This is a genomic window from Nocardioides sp. Leaf285 (assembly GCF_001422955.1).
GTDB lineage: Bacteria > Actinomycetota > Actinomycetes > Propionibacteriales > Nocardioidaceae > Nocardioides > Nocardioides kribbensis.
Map to the genome: position 1 here is coordinate 1097300 of NZ_LMNH01000001.1, position 18977 is coordinate 1116276.

Consider the following 18977-nt stretch of genomic DNA (forward strand, 5'->3'; position numbering starts at 1 on the left):
GGGGGCAGGTGCGGGCCGACCCGGCACGCCTGGCGGCGCTCGAGGTGCTCAAGGCCGTGCGCGTCGACGACGCCTACGCCAACCTGGTGCTGCCCGGCGTCCTGCGCGAGGCCGGCCTCAGCGGCCGCGACGCCGCCTTCACCACCGAGCTGGTCTCGGGCACGATCCGCCGCCAGGGCACCTACGACGCCGTCATCGCCGCCTGCGCCGACCGGCCGTTGCGCAAGATCGAGGCCAAGGTGCTCGACGCCCTGCGACTGGGGGTGCACCAGCTGCTGTCGATGCGGGTGCCCGACCACGCCGCGATCAGCTCCACGGTCGACCTGGTGCGCGGCAAGGTCAGCCACGGCGCGGGCAACTTCAGCAACGCCGTGCTGCGCAAGGTCGCCCAGCGCGACCTCGAGGCGTGGGTCGCCGAGCTCGCACCCCGTGCCGCGAGCGACGACAAGCAGGCCTCCATCGCGTGGAGCCACCCCACCTGGGTCGTGGCCGCACTGCGCCGCGCCCTGGGCGAGGCCGCGGGCGAGCTGCCGGACCTGCTCGCGGCCGACAACGTGGCCCCGCGGGTCACGCTGGTCGCGCGCCCGGGTCGCTCGACCCGCGACGAGCTGCCCGGCACGCCGACCCGGCTCTCGCCGTACGGCGTCGTGCTGGGGGGCGGCGACCCGGGCGAGGTGGCGGCGGTCGCCGAGGGGCGCGCCGGGGTGCAGGACGAGGGCTCGCAGCTGGTCGCGGAGGCCCTCGCGCAGGCACCCCTCGAGGGCCCCGACGAGCGCTGGCTCGACCTGTGCGCCGGTCCTGGCGGCAAGGCGGCCCTGCTGGCCGCCCTGGCGTCCCGGCGTGGCGCCGCGCTGGTGGCGGGGGAGCGGCAGCCCCACCGCGCCCGGCTCGTGGCGCGCGCCCTGGGCGGTGCCGACGGGGTGCTCGGCGTGGTGACGGCCGACGGCACGGCACCGCCGTGGCGCCACGGCTCCTTCGACCGGGTGCTGGTCGACGCACCCTGCACCGGTCTCGGGGCGCTGCGCCGGCGTCCCGAGGCGCGCTGGCGCCGTCGCCCCGACGACCTGCTGACCCTGGTGCTGCTCCAGCGTGCGCTGGTGACCTCGGCGCTCGACCTGGTGCGGCCCGGGGGCGTGGTGCTCTATGCGACCTGCTCGCCGATCCTCGCCGAGACCGCCGAGGTGGTCTCGTCGGTCCTGGCCCAGCGTCCGGGGGTGGTGCTGGAGGACCTCGCCGCGCAGCTCCCGCAGGTCGCCGACGCGGCCGGGCCCCTGCCCGGCACGCTGCAGCTGTGGCCCCACCGCCACGAGACCGACGCGATGTTCATGGCCCTGCTGCGCGCCCCCGGCACGCCGTAGGGCGCCCCGCCGACGAGGGGCCGTGGCGGCCCGCCGCCCCTCGTCACCGTCCTGTGGCGCCTAAGGTCGAGCCATGGCGACGAAGGCACCCGCGGTCGAGGTCGAGGTGGAGGGCCGGGTGGTGCGGGTCAGCAACCCCGACCGCGTGTACTTCCCCGAGTCGGGCGCGACCAAGCTCGACCTGGTGGAGTACTACCTCGCGGTGGGGCCCGGGATCGTGCACGCCCTCGAGGACCGACCCTGCATGCTCCACCGCTTCCCGAAGGGCCTGACCGGCCCCAAGGTGCACCAGAAGCGGCTGCCGGCGGGGGCGCCGGACTGGGTCGAGACCGTCCGGCTGCACTTCCCCCGGTGGGACCGCACGGCCGACGAGCTGTGCGTGACCGAGCTGGCCGCGGTGGTGTGGGCGGTGCAGATGTCGACCGTGGAGTTCCACCCGTGGAACAGCCGCCGCGAGGACACCGAGAAGCCCGACGAGTGGCGCATCGACCTCGATCCCGGCCCCGAGTGCGACTACGACACGGTGCGCCGGGTCGCCCACGTCGCCCACGAGGTGCTCGACGACCTCGGGGCGACGGGCTTCCCCAAGACCAGCGGCAGCAAGGGCCTGCACGTCTACGTGAGGATCGCGCCGGACCACGGCTTCAAGGACGTACGCCGCGCCGCGCTCGCGTTCGCCCGCGAGGTGGAGCGGCGCAGCCCCCAGGACGTCACGACCACCTGGTGGCGCAAGGACCGCGACCCCCGCGCGGTCTTCCCCGACTACAACCAGAACGCCCGCGACCACACGATCGCTGCGGCCTACTCGGTGCGCGGACTGCCCGACGCCCGCGTCTCGACCCCCATCCGCTGGGACGAGGTCGACGACGCCGACCCGCGCGACTTCACCATCGCCACGGTCCCGGCCCGCTTCGCCGAGCTCGGCGACCTGCACGCGGGGCTCGACGACGGCGAGCACACCTTCGACCTCGCGCCGCTGCTCGAGTGGGCCGCCCGTGACGAGCGCGACGGGGCGTCCCCGCCGGCCGACCCGGAGGACTGAGCCCCCCCAGGGCCAGGGCCCGGGCGCGGGTCAGGGGGCCAGGGGTCCGGGGGCCAGGGGTCCGGGGTGGGGTGGGCCGAAGGGGTGAGACCGCGCGGCCCCTCCACCCCTGCGGGCGGTCCGCGGGAGGCCGGCGCCGGGCGAGGGTGAGCAGGTGACCTCCTCCGCCACCGAGCACCGAGTCCGCCGCGCCGCCCACGACGTCTTCGGCCACGCCGACCTGCTGCCGGGCCAGCTCGAGGCGACCACTGCGCTGCTCGAGGGCCACGACGTGCTGCTGATCTCGCCCACGGGCGCGGGCAAATCGCTGACCTACCAGCTGGCCGGCACGATCCTGGAGCGGCTGACCCTCGTGGTCTCGCCCCTGCTGGCCCTCCAGCAGGACCAGGTCGACCACCTCGACGCGCTGCGCGGCGACGTGCGGGCGGCCCGGCTGAGCTCGGCCGAGAGCGCCACCCGGCGCGAGGAGGTGCTCGCCGCGGCCGAGGCCGGCGAGCTCGACTTCCTCTTCCTCGCCCCCGAGCAGCTGGCGCTCGACGACGTACGCCGCCGCCTCGCGGTGGCCCGCCCGGGTCTGGTGGCCGTCGACGAGGCGCACTGCGTCTCGGCGTGGGGGCACGACTTCCGGCCCGACTACCACCGCCTCGGCGCCCTGCTCGACGAGCTGGGCGACCGCGAGGCCAGCCCCTCGGGGCGCCCGCGGGTGGTGGCGATGACGGCCACCGCCGCGCCGCCGGTGCGCGAGGAGATCGCCGAGCGGCTCGAGCTGCGCGACCCGCGCCTGGTCGTCACCGACTTCGCCCGTGACAACCTCGTGCTCGACGTGGTGCGCGTCGCGGGGGAGGACGAGCAGGAGCGCGCGGTGCTCGACGCGGCCCTCGCCGGCCCCGCCGACGCCGCGGGCATCGTCTACTGCCGCACCCGCCCGGCCACGGCGCGCTACGTCGAGCTGCTGCGCGCCGACGAGCGCCTCGGCGACCGCACGGTCGAGGCCTACCACGCGGGCCTCGCCCACCGCCGGCGCCGCGAGACCCAGGTGGCCTTCCTGGGCGGCGCGGTCGACATCGTCGTGGCGACCTCGGCCTTCGGCATGGGCATCGACAAGCCCGACGTGCGCTTCGTGGTGCACGCCCACGCGCCGGAGTCGCCCGACACCTACTACCAGGAGGCGGGACGGGCCGGTCGTGACGGCGCCGACGCCACCGCGACCCTGGTGCACCGCGAGGAGGACCTGGCGCTGGGCCGGTTCTTCTCGGCCACCGTGCCGTCGCGGGGCGACCTGAGGAGGGCGCGGGCCGCGCTCGACGCCCTCGACACGGCTCGCGCCGAGGGTGACGCCGACGTCGCCGACCTCGACCCCGTCGAGCTCGTCGGCGAGCGGGTGGGCTGCGGTCGCCGCAAGGCCGGCCGCCTGGTCAACCTGCTGCGCGACGCCGAGGAGTCCGGGCGGGGCACCGGGGTCGACGCCGCCCGCGAGCTGGCCACCCGCCGTCGCGACCTCGAGCGCTCGCGGGTCGAGCTGGTGCGCCACTACGCCGAGACCGACCGCTGCCGCTCGCAGGTGCTGGTGGAGTACCTCGGCGAGCAGCTCGCGGGTCCCTGCGGGCGCTGCGACACCTGTCGCGCCGGGGTCGTCCCTGACGCGGTCGACCCCGACGAGGTGGGCTACCGCCTGCAGGAGCAGGTGCACCACCCCGAGTTCGGCGACGGTGTGGTCACCGAGCTGGAGGCCGACCGGGTCACCGTGCTCTTCGACAGCGTCGGCTACCGCACGCTGGCCCTCGACGTCGTGCGCGACCACGACCTGCTGGCCGCGGGCTGAGCCGGTCCGGCGACCCTCGCGAGCCCGCCCCCGGGAGGCCCCGACCCCGGCCCTCGCCTAGGCTCACCCCCCGTGGGCATCCAGATCACGCCGAGCATCCTCAACGCCGACTTCTCCCGCCTGGGCGAGGAGGTGGGCCGCATCGGCAGCGCCGACTGGGTGCACGTCGACGTCATGGACAACCACTTCGTGCCCAACCTGACCTTCGGCCCGACAATGGTCGAGGCCCTCGCGCGCTCCACCGACCTGCCCCTCGACGCGCACCTGATGATCGAGGACCCCGACTCCCACGCCCCGGCGTACGTCGAGGCCGGCTGCGCCTCGGTGACCTTCCACGTCGAGGCGGCCCGCGCGCCGGTGCGGCTGGCCCGCGAGATCCGCGCCGCCGGCGGTCGCGCCAGCATGGGCCTGCGCCCGGCCACCCCGATCGAGCCCTACGCCGACCTGCTGCCCGAGCTCGACATGGTGCTGCTGATGACCGTGGAGCCCGGCTTCGGCGGCCAGACGTTCCTCGACCTGGTGCTGCCCAAGATCCGCCGCACCCGCGCCCTGCTGGAGCGCCACGGCGTCGAGACCTGGCTCCAGGTCGACGGCGGCGTCTCGCTGGAGACCATCGAGCGCTGCGCCGAGGCCGGTGCCGACGTCTTCGTGGCGGGCTCCGCGGTCTACTCCGCCGACGACCCCGACGAGATGGTGGGCCGCCTGCGCGCGGCCGCCGAGACCGCCACGGGCGCCGCGGCCACGGGCACCGACGTCCCGGGGGCCTGAGCCGTGCCGACCCTCCAGGCCACCTACCTGCGCGCCGCCCACACCTTCCGCGCCGTGCTCGACCGCGTCGGTGCGGCCGACCTGGTCAGGCCCGTTCCCTCCTGCCCGGGGTGGACGGTGTCCGACGTCGTGACCCACGTGCTCGAGCACCACGAGCACGTGCTGGGCGCGCGTCTGGCCGGCGACGTCACCGGCGACCTGATGGCCACCTACGCCGCCGCCATCCCCGACGACCCCGCCCTGGCCGCCACCGCGCCCTACGACACCCTCGAGCTGACCCTCCACGCCTGGGACGTCGCCCGCGCCCTGGAGGCCGACCTGCGCCTGGGCGAGGACCAGCTGACCTTCCTCGAGGTGCTCGCGCGCGAGGCCGGCGACACGCTCTACGCCGAGGAGGGCTTCGCACGCCTCGAGGGCGACGCCGCCGACCCCGCCGGCCTGGACCGCCAGGGCCTGGCGCTGCTGCCCTTCGGCCGCCGCGAGGACGCCACCGCCTGAGCGGCGCCGCCCCCGGCGGCCTGTGCCGCCGCCCGCGCCCGCCCCCGCCGCGTGGCCCTCCCGGCGTCATGCGAAGGGTGGAGTCGCATCCTCGGTCCGCATGACGTCCGTGGCTGCAGGCCCCCACCGCCGACCCCGGGCCGCCGCACCGAGCCCGCTGTGCGGGTGCTCACACCCGCGGACGACACGGGTGTGGTTAAACTGCACCTGACGAGTCAACATTGCTCGCGTGCTCTGGGGTCGGTGAAAATCCGAGCCGGCGGTGAAAGTCCGCGACCCGGTCACCTCCAGTGACCGGTTGACCAGGTGGAACTCCTGGACCGACGGTCAAAGTCCGGATGGGAAGTGCACGCAGGTGACCCGTCGACGCACGCGTCGCGTGCCGTCGTCGACCACCGCAGTCAGCCCCGGAGTCCGAGCGCGGACCAGAGAGGGGCGGCGGTGAGCAGCGAGCACGGCACCGGGCACGACACCGGGCACAGCACCCGGCACGGCACCGGTGGGACTGACGCCGACGGCGCCGGGCACGAGGCGGCGGCCATGCGTCGCGCCCTGGCCCTGGCCGCCACCCCGGGCGTGCCGCTCTCGCCGAACCCGCGGGTCGGCTGCGTCCTGCTCGCCGACGACGGCGCCACCGTGGCCGAGGGCTTCCACCGCGGGGCCGGCACGCCCCACGCCGAGGCCGACGCGCTGGCCCGCGCGGGAGCGGCCGCCCGCGGCACCACCGCCGTGGTCACCCTGGAGCCCTGCAACCACACCGGCCGCACCGGACCGTGCGCGCGGGCGCTGGTGGAGGCCGGCGTACGCCGGGTCGTCTACGCCCAGTCCGATCCCAACCCGGTGGCCCGGGGCGGTGCCGAGACGCTGCGGGCGGCCGGCCTCGTGGTCGAGGCCGGCCTGCTCGAGGAGGACGCACGCGCGCTCAACCGGGTGTGGACCTTCGCGGTCGAGCACGGCCGCCCGTTCGTGACCTGGAAGCTGGCGGCGACCCTCGACGGGCGCAGCGCGGCCGCCGACGGCACCAGCCGGTGGATCTCGGGGCGCGCCAGCCGCCGCGACGTGCACCGGCTGCGCGCCCTCGCCGACACGGTGCTCGTGGGCACCGGCACGGTGGCCGCCGACGACCCCGCGCTCACCGTGCGCGACGAGCAGGACCGCCCGCTGCAGCACCAGCCGCTGCGCGCCGTCATGGGGGAGAGCGACCTCGAGCCGGGTCGCCGGGTCCTCGACGGCTCCGCCGAGACCGTGCACCTGCGCACCCGCGACCCCCGGGCCGCGCTGGCCCAGCTCGCCGGGCTCGAGCGCCGCCACGTCTTCCTCGAGGGCGGCCCGCGCCTGGCCGCGGCGTTCGTGCGCGCCGGGCTCGTCGACGAGATCGTCGCCTACGTCGCCCCCGTGCTCCTGGGGGCGGGCGCCAGCGCCGTGGGCGACCTCGGAATCAGCACCGTCGACGCAGCGTTGCGACCGGTGCTCACCGACGTCACCGTCATCGAGGGCGTGGAGGGCGAGCAGCCCGACGTACGCCTCACCCTGGTGCCCGCCCCGCGCGGGTCCGACCACGCCAAGCAACCCGCCGAGCACCCCGTCGACCAGCCGGCAGCCACGCCGGCGCCCATCCCAGGAGGGACCCGCTGATGTTCACCGGAATCGTCGAGGAGCTCGGCACCGTGGCCGCCGTCGAGGAGCAGGGCGACGCGATCCGCCTCACCGTCGAGGCCTCGGTCGTGCTCGAGGACGCCGGTCTCGGCGACTCGATCTCGGTCAACGGCTGCTGCCTGACCGTCGCGGAGCGCACGGCCACGACCTGGACCGCCGACGTCATGCAGGAGACCCTCGACAAGACCGGCCTGCGAGGCGTCGCGCCGGGCGACCGGGTCAACCTCGAGCGTGCGGTCACCGCCGACAAGCGGCTGGGCGGGCACATCGTGCAGGGCCACGTCGACGGCGTCGGCGAGGTGCTGCGTCGCACCCCGAGCGAGCACTGGGAGGTCGTCGAGGTCTCCCTGCCGCAGGGGCCCGGCGGCGACCTGGGCCGCTACCTGGTCGACAAGGGCTCCATCACCGTCGACGGCGTCAGCCTCACCGTGGTCGAGGCCGGCGAGCGCAGCTTCACCGTCAGCCTGATCCCCGAGACCCTGGCCCGCACCACGCTGGGCTCGCGCCGCGTCGGCGACCGGGTCAACCTCGAGGCCGACGTGCTGGCCAAGCACGTCGAGAAGCTGCTCGTGGGCGGTCACCTCGACGCGCTGGTGCGCCGCCTCGGGGAGGGCGCCTGATGCTCGACGCCGTGGTGCAGTGGCTGCTGCACGGCTCGATCCCGGTCGGCGGGGGAGCGCTCAGCGTGCGCGAGGTCGTGGGCAACGGCTTCGGCCTGGCCAGCGCCCTGCTGGGCATGCGCCGCCTCACCTGGGCCTGGCCGGTCGGCCTGGTCGGCAACGCGCTGCTCTTCACCGTCTTCGTGAGCGGCGAGATCAGCGGCACCGTCGCCGAGCCGCTGTGGGGCCAGGCCGGGCGTCAGGTCTTCTTCGCCCTGGCCGGCGTCTACGGCTGGTGGCGCTGGAGCCACGCCCGCCCCGGCAGCGACGGCGGGGCGATCGCGCCGCGCTGGGCCACCGGGGCCGAGCGGCTCCAGCTGCTCGCCCTCGCGGCGGTCGGCTACGCCGTGGCCCACGAGGTGCTGGTGCGGATCGGCTCCTACAGCCCCGCCACCGAGGCCTGGATCCTCGCCGGCTCGCTGCTGGCGACCTACGGCATGGCGCGCGGCTGGGTGGAGTTCTGGCTGGTGTGGATCGCCGTCGACGCCGTCGGCGTCACCACCCTCGTCCAGGCCGGCTACTACCCGACCGCCGGCATGTACCTGTTCTACGGCGGCTTCTGCGTCGCCGGGCTCGTCACCTGGTGGCGCGCCACCCGCACGGTCGTCGAGGAGACGACCGCCCTCGAAGGAGCACACGCATGACCCAGACCCCCGCACCCCACGACGAGCCGGTCGAGCAGGCCGAGCCCCTGGTCGACGCCTACACCGCGCAGCACGCCGAGCAGCACGGCGGCGTGCGCCTCGACAGCGTCGAGCGCGCCATCGCCGACATCGCGGCGGGCCGGGCCGTCGTGGTCGTCGACGACGAGGGCCGGGAGAACGAGGGCGACATCATCTTCTCCGCCGCCAAGGCGACCCCCGAGCTGATGGCCTTCACCATCCGCCACTCCAGCGGCGTGATCTGCGTGCCGATGCCCGCCGACATGCTCGACCGGCTCGAGATCCCGCTGATGACGCCGCACAACAAGGACAAGCTGCGCACGGCCTACACGATCTCCGTCGACGCCCGCGACGGCGTGTCCACCGGCATCTCGGCCGCCGACCGGGCCCACACCGCCCGGGTGCTCGCCGACTCCGCCACCGAGCCCTGGGAGCTGACCCGCCCCGGTCACGTCTTCCCCCTGCGCTACCGCGAGGGCGGTGTGCTCGTGCGCCGCGGCCACACCGAGGCCGCCGTCGACCTGGCCCGCCTCGCCGGGCTGACCCCCGCCGGGGTGCTGGTGGAAGTCGTCAACGACGACGGCACCATGAAGCGCGCCCCCGAGCTGCGCGCCTTCGCCGACGAGCACGACCTCGCCATGATCTCCATCGAGGACCTCGTGCGGCACCGCCGCCGGGTGGAGAACCTCGTCGAGCGGGTCACCGAGACCCGCCTGCCCACCCGCGCCGGCGACTTCACCGCCGTGGGCTACCGCATCACCGTCGACGGCTCCGAGCACATCGCGCTCGTGCACGGCGACCTCTCCGGCGAGGAGCCGGTGCTGACCCGCGTGCACTCCGAGTGCCTCACCGGCGACGTCTTCGGCAGCCACCGCTGCGACTGCGGTCCGCAGCTCGACGAGGCCCTCGAGCGCGTCGTCGCCGAGGGGCGCGGCGTGGTGATCTACCTGCGCGGCCACGAGGGTCGCGGCATCGGCCTGCTGGCCAAGCTCCAGGCCTACGCCCTGCAGGACGGCGGGCGCGACACCGTCGACGCCAACCTCGACCTCGGTCTGCCCGCCGACGCCCGCCACTACGGCACCGCCACCCAGGTCCTGCGCGACCTGGGCGTGGCCAGCGTGCGGCTGATGACCAACAACCCCGACAAGGTCAGCAACCTCGAGGACTTCGGCATCACCGTCGCCGAGCGCGTGCCGCTCACCCCGCACCCCAACGACCACAACCTGGCCTACCTGCTCACCAAGCGTGACCGGATGGGCCACGTCCTGCCCGACCTCCACGGCGGGGTCGACCACCCCGCAGCCGGCACCAGCACGGTGGCCGGCACCGACCTCGAGACGAACGGAGCCACCCGATGAGCGGCCACGGAGCACCCACCCCCGAGGCCGTCGACGCCTCCGACCTGCGCGTCGCCGTCGTCGCGGCCAGCTGGCACACCGAGGTCATGGACGGCCTGCTCGCCGGGGCCCACCGCGCCCTGGAGGAGTACTCCGTGGGCAACCCGCTGGTCGTGCGGGTGCCCGGCACCTTCGAGCTCCCCGTCGTGGCCGCGACCCTGGCCGCCCAGGGCTACGACGCCGTGGTCGCGCTCGGCGTCGTCGTGCGCGGCGGCACCCCCCACTTCGACTACGTGTGCCACGCCGCCACCGACGGTCTCACCCGCGTCGCGCTCGACCACCAGGTCGCGGTCGGCTTCGGCGTGCTCACCTGCGACGACGACCAGCAGGCGCTCGACCGCGCCGGCCTGGAGGGCTCGAAGGAGGACAAGGGCCACGAGGCCACCTCGGCCGCGCTCCAGACCGCGCACGTGCTCAAGCGGCTGCGCCGCGGCCGGCTGGCCTGATCCCTCCCGGGCCGCAGCCGCCCCGGACGGCGTGGCCCAGGCCACGGCGGGTGCCGCCGCGCGGTCCCGTCGTACGCCGCCGCGAGGGCACCGCCTAGGCTGCTCTGCTGTGAAGACGTTCGACGAGCTGTGGGCCGAGCTGCAGGACAAGGCCCGGACCCGCCCCGCAGGATCCGGCACCGTGGCCCAGCTCGACGCTGGCGTGCACGCCATCGGCAAGAAGCTGGTCGAGGAGGCCGCGGAGTCGTGGATGGCGGCCGAGCACGAGGGCAAGGAGCGCACGGCCGAGGAGATCAGCCAGCTGCTCTACCACGCCCAGTGCCTCATGCTGGCCAGCGGCCTCGAGCTCGACGACGTCTACGCCCACCTGTGACCGCACCCGCGAAGGCCGACCCGATGACCTCTCCCGCCACCCCGCTGCTGCGCGTCGCGGTGCCCAACAAGGGCTCGCTGTCGCAGTCGGCCTCGGAGATCCTGCGCGAGGCCGGCTACCGCCAGCGCGACGACTCCAAGCAGCTCACCCTCATCGACGCCGACAACGGCGTGGAGTTCTTCTACCTCCGCCCGCGCGACATCGCGCTCTACGTCGGCGAGGGCACCCTCGACGTCGGGGTCACCGGGCGCGACCTGCTCCAGGACTCCGGGGCGCAGGCCGACGAGGCCATGCGCCTGGGCTTCGGCCGCAGCCGCTTCCGCTTCGCCGGCCCCCGCGGTGCGTTCACCGACCTGGCCCAGCTCCAGGGCGCCCGCATCGCCACGTCGTACGTCGGGGTCGTGCGGTCCTTCCTGGCCGAGCGCGGCATCGAGGCCACGGTGATCCGCCTCGACGGGGCTGTGGAGACCAGCATCCAGCTCGGTGTGGCCGACGCGATCGCCGACGTCGTCGAGACCGGCAGCACGCTGCGCCAGGCGGGTCTCGAGGTGTTCGGCGAGACGATCCTGGAGTCCGAGGCGGTGGTCATCACCCGCTCCGGCGCGGCCGCTCCCGACGGCTTCGAGGTCTTCCGCCGTCGCGTGGAGGGCGTGCTGGTGGCCCGCTCCTACGTGATGATGGACTACGACATCCCCAGCGAGGCGGTCGCCGCCGCGGTCGCCCTGACCCCCGGCATCGAGAGCCCCACCGTGGCCCCGCTGCACCGCGAGGGCTGGTCGGCCGTGCGGGTGATGGTGCCGCGCAGCGGTGCCCAGCGCCTCATGGACGAGCTCTGGCAGGTCGGCGCCCGCGGCATCCTCACCACCGACATCCATGCCTGCCGCCTCTGAGGGTCCGGCGCGACGCGACCTCGCGCCCACCCTGCCCCACACCTGGCGCCCGCTGGGCCCGCGCATCGTCGGCGCGGTGCTCGGCGTCGGCCTGCTCGCGATGTTCGCCGCCGCGTGGTTCAGCTTCGACGACGAGACCCAGGCGAAGTTCACGGCCTTCCAGATCGGCACGCTCTTCGTGCTGGTGGGGCTGGGCTACGCCTGCATGTTCGCCCTGGTGCGCTCCCGCGTCGTGGCCGAGCGCGACCGGCTGATCGTGGTCAACGGCTACCGCCGCCGCGAGTACAGCTGGCCGCAGATCGTCTCGGTCAACCTCCCGCCGGGCGCCCCGTGGGTCACCCTCGACCTCGCCGACGGCACGACCGCCGCGGTGATGGGCATCCAGGGCTCCGACGGCGCCCGCGCCCAGGCCCACGCCCGCCAGCTCCGCGCCCTGGCCGCCGAGCTGCCCCGCTGAGCTGCCCCCGACCGGGGCGTCCTACCGACCGTTGCGACCACTACCTGACCGTCACGATGGTCGGGTAGTGGTCGCAACGGTCGGTAAGTGGCGCGCGGCGGCTCAGTCCAGCGCGCGGATGCCCCAGGTGGCGGAGAAGGAGTCGTCGGGCTCACCGGCGGCGCCGAGGGTGACGACACCGGTGCCGGAGGCGAAGGCGTCGGCGGGAGCCGTCATCGGCTCCACGGCCAGCGAGCGCCGTGCGGTGGCGGCGACCTCGTCGGCGCTGTAGACCTGCAGCGCCGTGTGGTGGCGGTCGACCCACAGCGCCACGCCCTCGCCGGAGCGCGGGTCGCGCAGCACGGCGGTGGCGGTGCCGTCGTCGTCGCGCACGAGGTCGGTGAAGCCGTCGTCGAGCGGCAGGTCGCGCAGAGGGCGCGCCACCCGGAAGTCGTACGTCGTGCCCTCGACCTCCTCGGTGCCGACCGGCAGCAGCCGCTCGGGGTCGACCAGGATCCGGGTCGCCGCCGGCAGCGTGAGCTCGAGGGGGTCGACGGGGCCGGCGCCGACGCGGAGGTAGGGGTGGGCCCCGCTGGCCCACGGCGCGGGCGCGGTCGAGGTGTTGCTGGCGGTCTGGGTCACGGTGAGCCCGTCGGCGGAGAGGTCGTAGACGACGTGCAGGTCCAGCGTCCACGGGTAGCCGCTCTGCGCCATGAGGCGGTAGGACAGCGACACCGAGTGCCCGGTGTGCTCCTCGGCGGTCCAGGCCACCCAGCGCACGAGCCCGTGGGAGGCGTTGGCGCGGCCGGGCTCGGTCAGGGCGAGCTGGTGCTCGCGTCCACCCCAGCGGTAGCGGCCGTCGCGCAGCCGGTTGGGCCAGGGCATCAGCAGCTGGCCGCGCCCGCCGGAGGTCATCTCCTCCTCGGCGAAGCCGTCGACGAGGGCACGTCCCGCGTGCTCGAGCGTGCGGAGCGCGGCCCCGCTCTCGGTGACGACGGCGCGGTAGCCGCCGCCGGCGATCTCGAACTGGTCACCGCTGGGAGCACGCATGGGCTCCACCCTAGGGCGCCTCGCCCGGCGGCCCGGGAGGCGTCCGGCCGGTGCCGTCGACGACGAGGTCGGCCCGCTCCCGGGTGCGGTCGGCGGTGTGGTGGAGGTCCTCGGCCGTGCGCCACGCCCGCCACCGGTCGGCCAGGTCGGCACCGTCGCGCTCGAGGCCGCGCGCCAGTCGCAGAGCCGACGGGGCCTCGACCCAGACCAGCAGGGTCTGGTGGTGTGACCACGCGGCGAGGCCCGAGCCCACGCCCTCGAGCACCAGCAGCGGGGCCGGGGGCACGGTGACGGTCTCGGCGAGGGCCGCCCGGTGCCAGTCGTAGCGGCGGTAGCGGCCGGGGGCCCCGGTGGCGAGGGGGCCCATCAGCGGTGCGAGCGCCTGGCCGACGCGGGGCAGCCCCTCCCAGCCGTCGTAGAGGTCGTCCATGTGGACGACGCGGGCGTCGAGCCCGGCGGAGGTGGCCAGGTCGGCCAGGGCCGCGGCCAGGGTGGTCTTGCCCGAGCCGGCCGGCCCGTCGAGGCACACCAGCCGCGAGCCGCCCAGCCGCGGCGCCCCCTCCCGGGCCAGGTCGAGCACCACCCGGGCGCTCCGGGCGGGGGTCAGGAGATGCCGCGCTTGCGCAGCAGGGCCTCGATGTCGGCGAGGTCGTCGTCGATGGCGGGCTCGCCCTTGCCGGACCCGCTCGCCGTGGCGGCCTTCCGGTCGGCCCGGCTCGCCCGGGTCGTCCGGGTCGGTGCGGCGGAGCCGTCGGCGCCCGCGAGGGCAGCGCCGCGGGCCGGGCCCACGGCGCCCTCGCGCTGCACGCCGCGCACCCCGATGCCGCGGGCGGTGAGCGACCCGGCGAGCAGCACGAGGCCGACCCCGACGCCGGCCAGCACGATCCCGGTCCACACGACCGGGCTGAGCACGAGGCCGGCCGCCCAGTCGGAGACGGCGGTGCCGATGCGGGTGGCCATCTGCAGGGTGTCGGTGAGGTAGGCCGCCAGGGGCAGCAGGGTCAGCCCGCCGACGCGCAGGGCGGGAGCCGGGCCGCGTCGCCGCCAGACCAGCCAGGTGCCCACCGCGCCCAGCGCGGTGAGGGTGAGGGTCAGTGCGGCCCACGCGGCGTCGTCCACCCCTCCAGCCTGACACACACGAGCGACCCCGGGCCTCGTGCGAGGCCCGGGGTCGGGTGGTGCCGCGTGCGTGGTGCGGCGCGCCCGGGGTGTCAGCGCCCCGCGGTGACCGCCTCGCGCGCGCCCGTCGCGGCGGCCGCCCCGGTGACGCCCAGGGCGGCCAGCCGAGGCATGACCCCCTCGGCGAACCAGTAGGCCTCCTCCACGTGCGGGTAGCCGGACAGGATGAACTCCTCGACGCCCACCGCGTGGTAGTCGGCGATGCGGGCGGCCACCTCGTCGTGGCTGCCCACCAGGGCGGTGCCGGCACCGCCGCGCACCAGGCCGACGCCGGTCCACAGGTTCGGCGACACCTCCAGCTCACGCGCGGAGTCGAAGCTCGTCCGCCCGTCGCGCAGGGCGAGCATCCGCTGCTGCCCGGTCGACTCGCTGGCCCGCAGGGCCTCCTGGGCCCCGGCGACGGTGGCGGGGTCGAGGCCGTCGAGCAGCGTCTGGGCGTGGGCCCAGGCCGCCTCGCTCGTGTCGCGCGACAGCGTGTGCACGCGCAGCCCGAAGCGCAGCGTGCGTCCCTCGGCCCGGGCGAGCTCGCGCATCCAGGCGATCTTCTCGGCCACCAGCTCCGGCGGCTCGCCCCAGGTGAGGTAGACATCGGCGTGCTTGGCCGCGACCGGGCCCGCCGGTCCGGAGGAGCCACCGAAGTAGACGTCGGGCACCGGGTCGATGCCGCCGCTGACCATCGCCCCCTCCACGGTGAAGTGGTCCCCGGAGAAGTCGAAGGGCGCCTGCGACCAGGTGCCACGCACCACGGCGAGGAACTCCTCGGTCCGAGCGTAGCGCACCTCCTTGGCCGCGGTGTCGCCGAAGCGGGCCTGCTCGCGCGGCTCGCCACCCGTCACGACGTTGAGCATCAGCCGGCCCCCGGAGATGCGCTGGTAGGTCGCGGCCATCTGCGCGGCCAGCACCGGGTTGACCACGCCCGGGCGGAAGGCCACGAGGAACTTCAGCCGCGTGGTCTCGCGGATGAGAGCCGCCGTGGTCAGCCACGCGTCCTCGCAGAACGTGCCGGTCGGGGTCAGCACCCCCTCGAAGCCGAGCTGCTCGGCCGTACGAGCGACCTGGGCGAGGTAGTCGATGTCGGGGGCCCGGAAGCCGTGGGTGACCGTCTCGTCGAGCCCGGCGCGCACGGAGGCCGGCACTCCCTGCCCGGCCCCGACGAGGCCGCGGTTGTCGCCGGAGGTCGGCAGGAACCAGTGGAGCTTCGCGCCCGGCATCAGCGGGCCGCTCCGGCCGTCGGGCTCTGCTGGGTGGCGGTGACGTCGTTGAAGGCGTCGGAGAAGTAGTCGGCCACGTCCACCGACTCCGGCAGCAGCCCGTTCTCGGTGAAGGCGTCGGCCATCTCCTGCTCCGAGGCGATGACCTCCTCGTCGATCGGCACGATGGTGACCGGGCGCTGCTTGGCCGCGGCCAGCGTCACCTCGGGGGTCAGACCGGTCTGCTGGGCCCACACGTCGGCCCACTCCTGCTGGTGCTCGCCCGACCACAGCTGTGCCTCGGTGACCCGGGCGAGGTAGTCCTCGAGGGCCGCCGCGGTCGCGGTGTCGTCGATGGCCTCGTCGGAGGCGACCTGGAAGTTGTAGCCGTTGACCAGCTCCTCGCCGTCGGCCAGGACGCGGGCGCCCTCGTCGATGACGGCCTGGGAGGTGAAGGGGTCCCAGACCGCCCAGGCGTCGAGGCTGCCGGAGGTGAAGGCGGCCAGGGCGTCGGCGGGCTGGAGGTTCTTGACCTCGATCTCGTCGTAGCCGACGCCGGCCTCGCTGAGCTGGGCCAGCAGGTTGTAGTTGGCCGAGCTGCCGACGGCGACGCCGACGTCCTTGCCGGCCAGGTCGGCCACCGACTGGATGGGCGAGTCCTTCGGCACGAGGATGGCGTCGCCCTTGCCGGAGTAGGTCACGGCCTGGACCATCTTGAACTGTCCCTGGGCGGCCGCCGCGAAGAGCGGCGGGGTGTTGCCGACCAGCCCGACGTGCACGGCCCCGGCGTTCACCGACTCGAGCATCGGCGGGCCGGAGGTGAACTCCTTCCACTCGATGTCGTAGGGCGTGTCGGCCAGGTCGGCCGCCTCGAGCAGCGCGCGCACGCTGCTGGAGCGCTGGTCACCGACGATGAGGGTCACCTTGCTGAGGTCGACCGACCCGTCGTCGGCGACGGCGTCCTCGTTGCCGGTGCCGCCACCGCAGCCGGTGAGCAGCAGCCCGGCGGCGACGGCACCGGCGAGCAGGCCACGGCGTCGCAGTCGGCGTCCGACGTGGCGCGGGGAGGTGGGGGAGACGTGGTTCATGCGGCACCTTGCTTCTGGGTCTGACGGTTCGGGTTGGGGGGAGTGGGCCTGACCCCGAGGGCCTGGAGCACCGCGGAGCGGGTCCGGGCGATCTCGGGCTGGGAGTGGTCGCGGTCCGAGCGCGGCAGGGTGATCCGCCAGGAGTCGGCGACCTTGCCCCCGTCGAGCACGATGAGCCGGTCGGCCAGGGCCAGCGCCTCGTCGACGTCGTGGGTCACGATGAGGATGGCCATGGAGTGGCGTCGCCACAGGTCGATGACGAGCTGGTGCATCTCGATGCGGGTCAGCGCGTCGAGGGCGCTGAAGGGCTCGTCGAGCAGCAGCAGCGAGGGGTTGCTGACCAGCGCGCGGGCCAGCGAGACCCGCTGGGCCTGCCCGCCGGAGAGCTGCAGCGGCCAGGCGTCGCTCTTGCCGCTGAGGCCGACCTCGGTGATCCGCTCGTCGGCCAGGCGGTGCCGCTCGGCTCGCTCGGGGGCGTTGAGCAGCGCGAGGGCGACGTTCTCGCGCACGTCGCGCCACGGCAGCAGCCGCGGCTCCTGGAAGGCCACCGAGGTGCGTCCGCTGACCTGCACCTCCTCGACGGGAGCCGGGTCGAGCCCCGCGAGGCTGCGCAGCAGCGTCGACTTGCCGCAGCCGCTGCGCCCCAGGAGGGCCACGAACTCGCCGGGGGCGATGTCGAGGTCGACGTCCTTGAGCACGTGGGTCTGGCCGAAGGAGCGGTGGTGGGAGCGGACCCGGGCGACCAGGGAGGCGTCGAGGGCCGGAGCCCCCCGTCGGGCCGAGCGGCTCCCGGCGGAGTCGCGGGCGGCGGAGCGGGACTTCAGGAACGCCATGACAGGGCCCTTCTCTCGAGGTGGCGGACGACGACGTCGGTGAGCAGACCGAGCAGGCTGTAGACCACGAGACCCACGACGATCACGTCGATGCGCAGGAACTCGCGGGCGTTGTTGATCATGAAGCCGAGCCCCGAGGTGGCGCTGAGGGTTTCGGCGACGATGAGGGTGAGCCAGGCGATGCCGAGGCTCTGGCGCAGCCCGACGAGGGTCTGCGGCATCGCGCCGGGCACGACGACGTGGCGGATCCGTTGGGCCCGCGTGAGGTGCAGCGCCTTGGCGACCTCCATCGTCTTGCGGTCGATGCTGCGGATGCCGCCGAGGGTGTTGAGGTAGAGCGGGAACATCACGCCCATGGCGATCAGCGCGATCTTCGGGGTCTCGCCCAGGCCCATCCAGATGATGAACAGCGGCACGAGCCCGAGGTGGGGGAGGGTGCGCAGCATCTGCATCGGCGGGTCGACGGCGTCGTCTCCCACCCGGCTGAGCCCGGCGAGCACGGCGAGCACGACGCCGATCACGGCGCCGATCAGGAAGCCCAGCACCACGCGCTGCACCGAGGTCAGCACGGCCGGCCCGAGCGTGCCGTCGCGCACCAGCTCCACCGCCTGCACGGCGATCTGCGCGGGCGAGGCCATCGTGCGGGGGTCGAGGAGCCCCGTGCTGCTGGCGAGCTGCCACAGCGTGAGGATGACGAGGGGGGAGACCCACCGGCGGAAGTGCCGCAGGCGGGGACGTCGCAGGGGTCGTGGGGGTGGGGTCGTGGGGGTGGGCGCGGCCGGGCCGGCGAGCACGGGGGTCACGGTCATGGCTCCACCCTCTGCAAACCAATACCTGTAAGTCAACTCAGACACTCGACTTACGGTGAGGATCACACACCGCGCGCTCGGCCGCCCCTCCGGTCTCACCCCCGGCTCGCCGTGCATCGCCGTGTCGGGGAGGATGGACGGGTGAGCGACCAGCCGCCCGGCCTGCCCCGCCAGCTGCAGGGGCCGGCCTTCCCCGACGACGACGGGCGTGCCGCCCCCGACGTGGTGGCGGCCCTGGCGGCGTACTCCTCCGACCGGGGTGCCTACGTCGACGCCCTCGCGGCCCTGTCGACCTCGCGCCTGCTGGTGCCGGTGGTGGCCGTGCTCGGCGAGGTCGAGGTCGACGACGCCGGCCTGGCCCACGACAAGACCAGCGACATGGCTGCGGTGCTGATGACCGGCCGCGACGGGCGGCGCGCCCTGCTGGCCTTCACCTCGCTGGAGACCATGGCGGCCTGGGACCCGCAGGCCCGGCCGGTGCCGGTGCCGGCGTCGGGTGCGGCGCTGTCTGCGGTGCAGGAGGAGGCCGCCGCCCTGGTGGTCGACCTGGCCGGCCCGGTGGTGGTGGCGATCGAGGGTCAGGACCTCGAGGCGCTGGCGGCCGGGTGGACGCTGGCGCGCGTCGGCGAGCGCTCGGGATGGGTGCGCCCCGACGCCGACCCTCCGGTCGGCTGACACCCAGGCGGGGCGGTGGGCGCCGGCCCGGTGATTGGCGTGAGGTCGGAATGCTCGGCTAAGGTCCGGTGTTGACCGATCAGTCCCGCCGTGCACGCTGCGACGGGGCCGATCTCCAAGCGGGGACCAGCAGCACACGTCTCCCA

At 74.9% G+C, this 18977-nt stretch carries 21 protein-coding genes and 1 riboswitch; of the genes, 14 read left to right on the forward strand and 7 right to left on the reverse strand.

Features of this window, described 5'->3' with window-relative positions:
- The first annotated feature begins 8 nt into the window (after positions 1 to 8).
- The 13 genes from ASF47_RS05055 (at position 9) to ASF47_RS05115 (ending at position 12028) form a co-directional block, all read left to right on the forward strand.
- Positions 9 to 1358: an RsmB/NOP family class I SAM-dependent RNA methyltransferase gene (locus ASF47_RS05055; RefSeq protein ID WP_200918962.1), complete on the forward strand. Its 1350-nt coding sequence runs from the start codon at positions 9 to 11 to the stop codon at positions 1356 to 1358.
- A gap of 73 nt (positions 1359 to 1431) precedes the next feature.
- Positions 1432 to 2400 (forward strand): non-homologous end-joining DNA ligase, encoded by a 969-nt coding sequence (gene ligD, locus ASF47_RS05060; protein WP_056862803.1) that lies wholly within the window; start codon positions 1432 to 1434, stop codon positions 2398 to 2400.
- 154 nt (positions 2401 to 2554) lie between these two features.
- Entirely contained in the window at positions 2555 to 4222 is a 1668-nt protein-coding gene (locus tag ASF47_RS05065; protein ID WP_056862804.1) for a RecQ family ATP-dependent DNA helicase, read from the forward strand.
- Between the two features lie 72 nt (positions 4223 to 4294).
- Positions 4295 to 4990 (forward strand): ribulose-phosphate 3-epimerase, encoded by a 696-nt coding sequence (rpe, locus tag ASF47_RS05070; RefSeq protein WP_056862805.1) that lies wholly within the window; start codon positions 4295 to 4297, stop codon positions 4988 to 4990.
- A gap of 3 nt (positions 4991 to 4993) precedes the next feature.
- Positions 4994 to 5488, forward strand: coding sequence for a maleylpyruvate isomerase N-terminal domain-containing protein (locus ASF47_RS05075; protein ID WP_056862806.1), 495 nt, complete (start codon positions 4994 to 4996; stop codon positions 5486 to 5488).
- Positions 5489 to 5713: 225 nt separating this feature from the next.
- A riboswitch (FMN riboswitch) is annotated at positions 5714 to 5843 on the forward strand.
- A gap of 185 nt (positions 5844 to 6028) precedes the next feature.
- Positions 6029 to 7123: a bifunctional diaminohydroxyphosphoribosylaminopyrimidine deaminase/5-amino-6-(5-phosphoribosylamino)uracil reductase RibD gene (gene ribD, locus ASF47_RS05080; RefSeq protein WP_082500041.1), complete on the forward strand. Its 1095-nt coding sequence runs from the start codon at positions 6029 to 6031 to the stop codon at positions 7121 to 7123.
- Positions 7123 to 7764 (forward strand): riboflavin synthase, encoded by a 642-nt coding sequence (locus ASF47_RS05085; protein ID WP_056862807.1) that lies wholly within the window; start codon positions 7123 to 7125, stop codon positions 7762 to 7764. Before ribD ends, ASF47_RS05085 begins: the two co-directional genes overlap by 1 nt.
- Positions 7764 to 8447, forward strand: a complete 684-nt coding sequence (locus tag ASF47_RS05090) for a nicotinamide mononucleotide transporter family protein (RefSeq protein WP_056862808.1) — start codon at positions 7764 to 7766, stop codon at positions 8445 to 8447. Before ASF47_RS05085 ends, ASF47_RS05090 begins: the two co-directional genes overlap by 1 nt.
- Positions 8444 to 9823: a bifunctional 3,4-dihydroxy-2-butanone-4-phosphate synthase/GTP cyclohydrolase II gene (locus ASF47_RS05095; RefSeq protein ID WP_235558630.1), complete on the forward strand. Its 1380-nt coding sequence runs from the start codon at positions 8444 to 8446 to the stop codon at positions 9821 to 9823. Before ASF47_RS05090 ends, ASF47_RS05095 begins: the two co-directional genes overlap by 4 nt.
- Complete coding sequence (gene ribH, locus ASF47_RS05100; protein WP_056862809.1) at positions 9820 to 10308, forward strand: 6,7-dimethyl-8-ribityllumazine synthase; 489 nt, start codon at positions 9820 to 9822, stop codon at positions 10306 to 10308. The genes ASF47_RS05095 and ribH overlap by 4 nt, the downstream gene beginning before the upstream one ends.
- Before the next feature lie 109 nt (positions 10309 to 10417).
- Positions 10418 to 10681, forward strand: coding sequence for a phosphoribosyl-ATP diphosphatase (locus ASF47_RS05105; RefSeq protein ID WP_056862810.1), 264 nt, complete (start codon positions 10418 to 10420; stop codon positions 10679 to 10681).
- Between the two features lie 23 nt (positions 10682 to 10704).
- Positions 10705 to 11571, forward strand: coding sequence for an ATP phosphoribosyltransferase (gene hisG, locus ASF47_RS05110; RefSeq protein WP_193666496.1), 867 nt, complete (start codon positions 10705 to 10707; stop codon positions 11569 to 11571).
- Positions 11555 to 12028 (forward strand): PH domain-containing protein, encoded by a 474-nt coding sequence (locus ASF47_RS05115; RefSeq protein WP_056862811.1) that lies wholly within the window; start codon positions 11555 to 11557, stop codon positions 12026 to 12028. The genes hisG and ASF47_RS05115 overlap by 17 nt, the downstream gene beginning before the upstream one ends.
- A 102-nt stretch (positions 12029 to 12130) precedes the next feature.
- On the opposite strand, the gene ASF47_RS05120 is transcribed toward ASF47_RS05115, so the two are convergent.
- From ASF47_RS05120 to ASF47_RS05150, 7 genes are all read right to left on the reverse strand, one after another.
- Positions 12131 to 13057: an aldose 1-epimerase family protein gene (locus ASF47_RS05120; RefSeq protein WP_056863001.1), complete on the reverse strand. Its 927-nt coding sequence runs from the start codon at positions 13055 to 13057 to the stop codon at positions 12131 to 12133.
- A gap of 10 nt (positions 13058 to 13067) precedes the next feature.
- On the reverse strand, positions 13068 to 13640 hold the full coding sequence (locus ASF47_RS05125; RefSeq protein ID WP_200918944.1) for a uridine kinase family protein: 573 nt from the start codon (positions 13638 to 13640) through the stop codon (positions 13068 to 13070).
- Between the two features lie 20 nt (positions 13641 to 13660).
- Positions 13661 to 14176, reverse strand: coding sequence for a hypothetical protein (locus ASF47_RS05130; protein WP_056862812.1), 516 nt, complete (start codon positions 14174 to 14176; stop codon positions 13661 to 13663).
- A 92-nt stretch (positions 14177 to 14268) separates the two neighbouring features.
- Positions 14269 to 15447, reverse strand: coding sequence for an LLM class flavin-dependent oxidoreductase (locus tag ASF47_RS05135; RefSeq protein WP_056862813.1), 1179 nt, complete (start codon positions 15445 to 15447; stop codon positions 14269 to 14271).
- The gene (locus ASF47_RS05140) at positions 15447 to 16514 is read right to left on the reverse strand and encodes an ABC transporter substrate-binding protein (protein ID WP_082499982.1); all 1068 of its coding nucleotides are present in this window, start codon (positions 16512 to 16514) and stop codon (positions 15447 to 15449) included. Before ASF47_RS05140 ends, ASF47_RS05135 begins: the two co-directional genes overlap by 1 nt.
- A complete protein-coding gene (locus tag ASF47_RS05145) occupies positions 16511 to 17347 on the reverse strand; it encodes an ABC transporter ATP-binding protein (protein ID WP_082499983.1) in 837 nt (278 codons plus the stop codon). The genes ASF47_RS05140 and ASF47_RS05145 overlap by 4 nt, the downstream gene beginning before the upstream one ends.
- A complete protein-coding gene (locus ASF47_RS05150; RefSeq protein WP_056862814.1) occupies positions 17335 to 18156 on the reverse strand; it encodes an ABC transporter permease in 822 nt (273 codons plus the stop codon). Before ASF47_RS05150 ends, ASF47_RS05145 begins: the two co-directional genes overlap by 13 nt.
- Positions 18157 to 18297: 141 nt before the next feature.
- Here ASF47_RS05150 and ASF47_RS05155 point away from each other — a divergent pair, with 141 nt between their 5' ends.
- Positions 18298 to 18831 (forward strand): SseB family protein, encoded by a 534-nt coding sequence (locus tag ASF47_RS05155; protein WP_228943058.1) that lies wholly within the window; start codon positions 18298 to 18300, stop codon positions 18829 to 18831.
- The last annotated feature ends 146 nt before the right edge of the window (positions 18832 to 18977 follow it).

What these genes read in the sequence shown, in the direction of transcription:
- ligD (WP_056862803.1), top strand. Translation starts at nt 1,432, where the DNA reads ATGGCGACGAAGGCACCCGCGGTCGAGGTCGAGGTGGAGGGCCGGGTG.
- ribD (WP_082500041.1), top strand. Translation starts at nt 6,029, where the DNA reads ATGCGTCGCGCCCTGGCCCTGGCCGCCACCCCGGGCGTGCCGCTCTCG.
- ASF47_RS05085 (WP_056862807.1), top strand. Translation starts at nt 7,123, where the DNA reads ATGTTCACCGGAATCGTCGAGGAGCTCGGCACCGTGGCCGCCGTCGAG.
- ASF47_RS05090 (WP_056862808.1), top strand. Translation starts at nt 7,764, where the DNA reads ATGCTCGACGCCGTGGTGCAGTGGCTGCTGCACGGCTCGATCCCGGTC.
- ASF47_RS05095 (WP_235558630.1), top strand. Translation starts at nt 8,444, where the DNA reads ATGACCCAGACCCCCGCACCCCACGACGAGCCGGTCGAGCAGGCCGAG.
- ribH (WP_056862809.1), top strand. Translation starts at nt 9,820, where the DNA reads ATGAGCGGCCACGGAGCACCCACCCCCGAGGCCGTCGACGCCTCCGAC.
- hisG (WP_193666496.1), top strand. Translation starts at nt 10,705, where the DNA reads ATGACCTCTCCCGCCACCCCGCTGCTGCGCGTCGCGGTGCCCAACAAG.
- ASF47_RS05115 (WP_056862811.1), top strand. Translation starts at nt 11,555, where the DNA reads ATGCCTGCCGCCTCTGAGGGTCCGGCGCGACGCGACCTCGCGCCCACC.
- ASF47_RS05120 (WP_056863001.1), bottom strand. Translation starts at nt 13,057, where the DNA reads ATGCGTGCTCCCAGCGGTGACCAGTTCGAGATCGCCGGCGGCGGCTAC.
- ASF47_RS05135 (WP_056862813.1), bottom strand. Translation starts at nt 15,447, where the DNA reads ATGCCGGGCGCGAAGCTCCACTGGTTCCTGCCGACCTCCGGCGACAAC.
- ASF47_RS05140 (WP_082499982.1), bottom strand. Translation starts at nt 16,514, where the DNA reads ATGAACCACGTCTCCCCCACCTCCCCGCGCCACGTCGGACGCCGACTG.
- ASF47_RS05145 (WP_082499983.1), bottom strand. Translation starts at nt 17,347, where the DNA reads ATGGCGTTCCTGAAGTCCCGCTCCGCCGCCCGCGACTCCGCCGGGAGC.
- ASF47_RS05150 (WP_056862814.1), bottom strand. Translation starts at nt 18,156, where the DNA reads ATGACCGTGACCCCCGTGCTCGCCGGCCCGGCCGCGCCCACCCCCACG.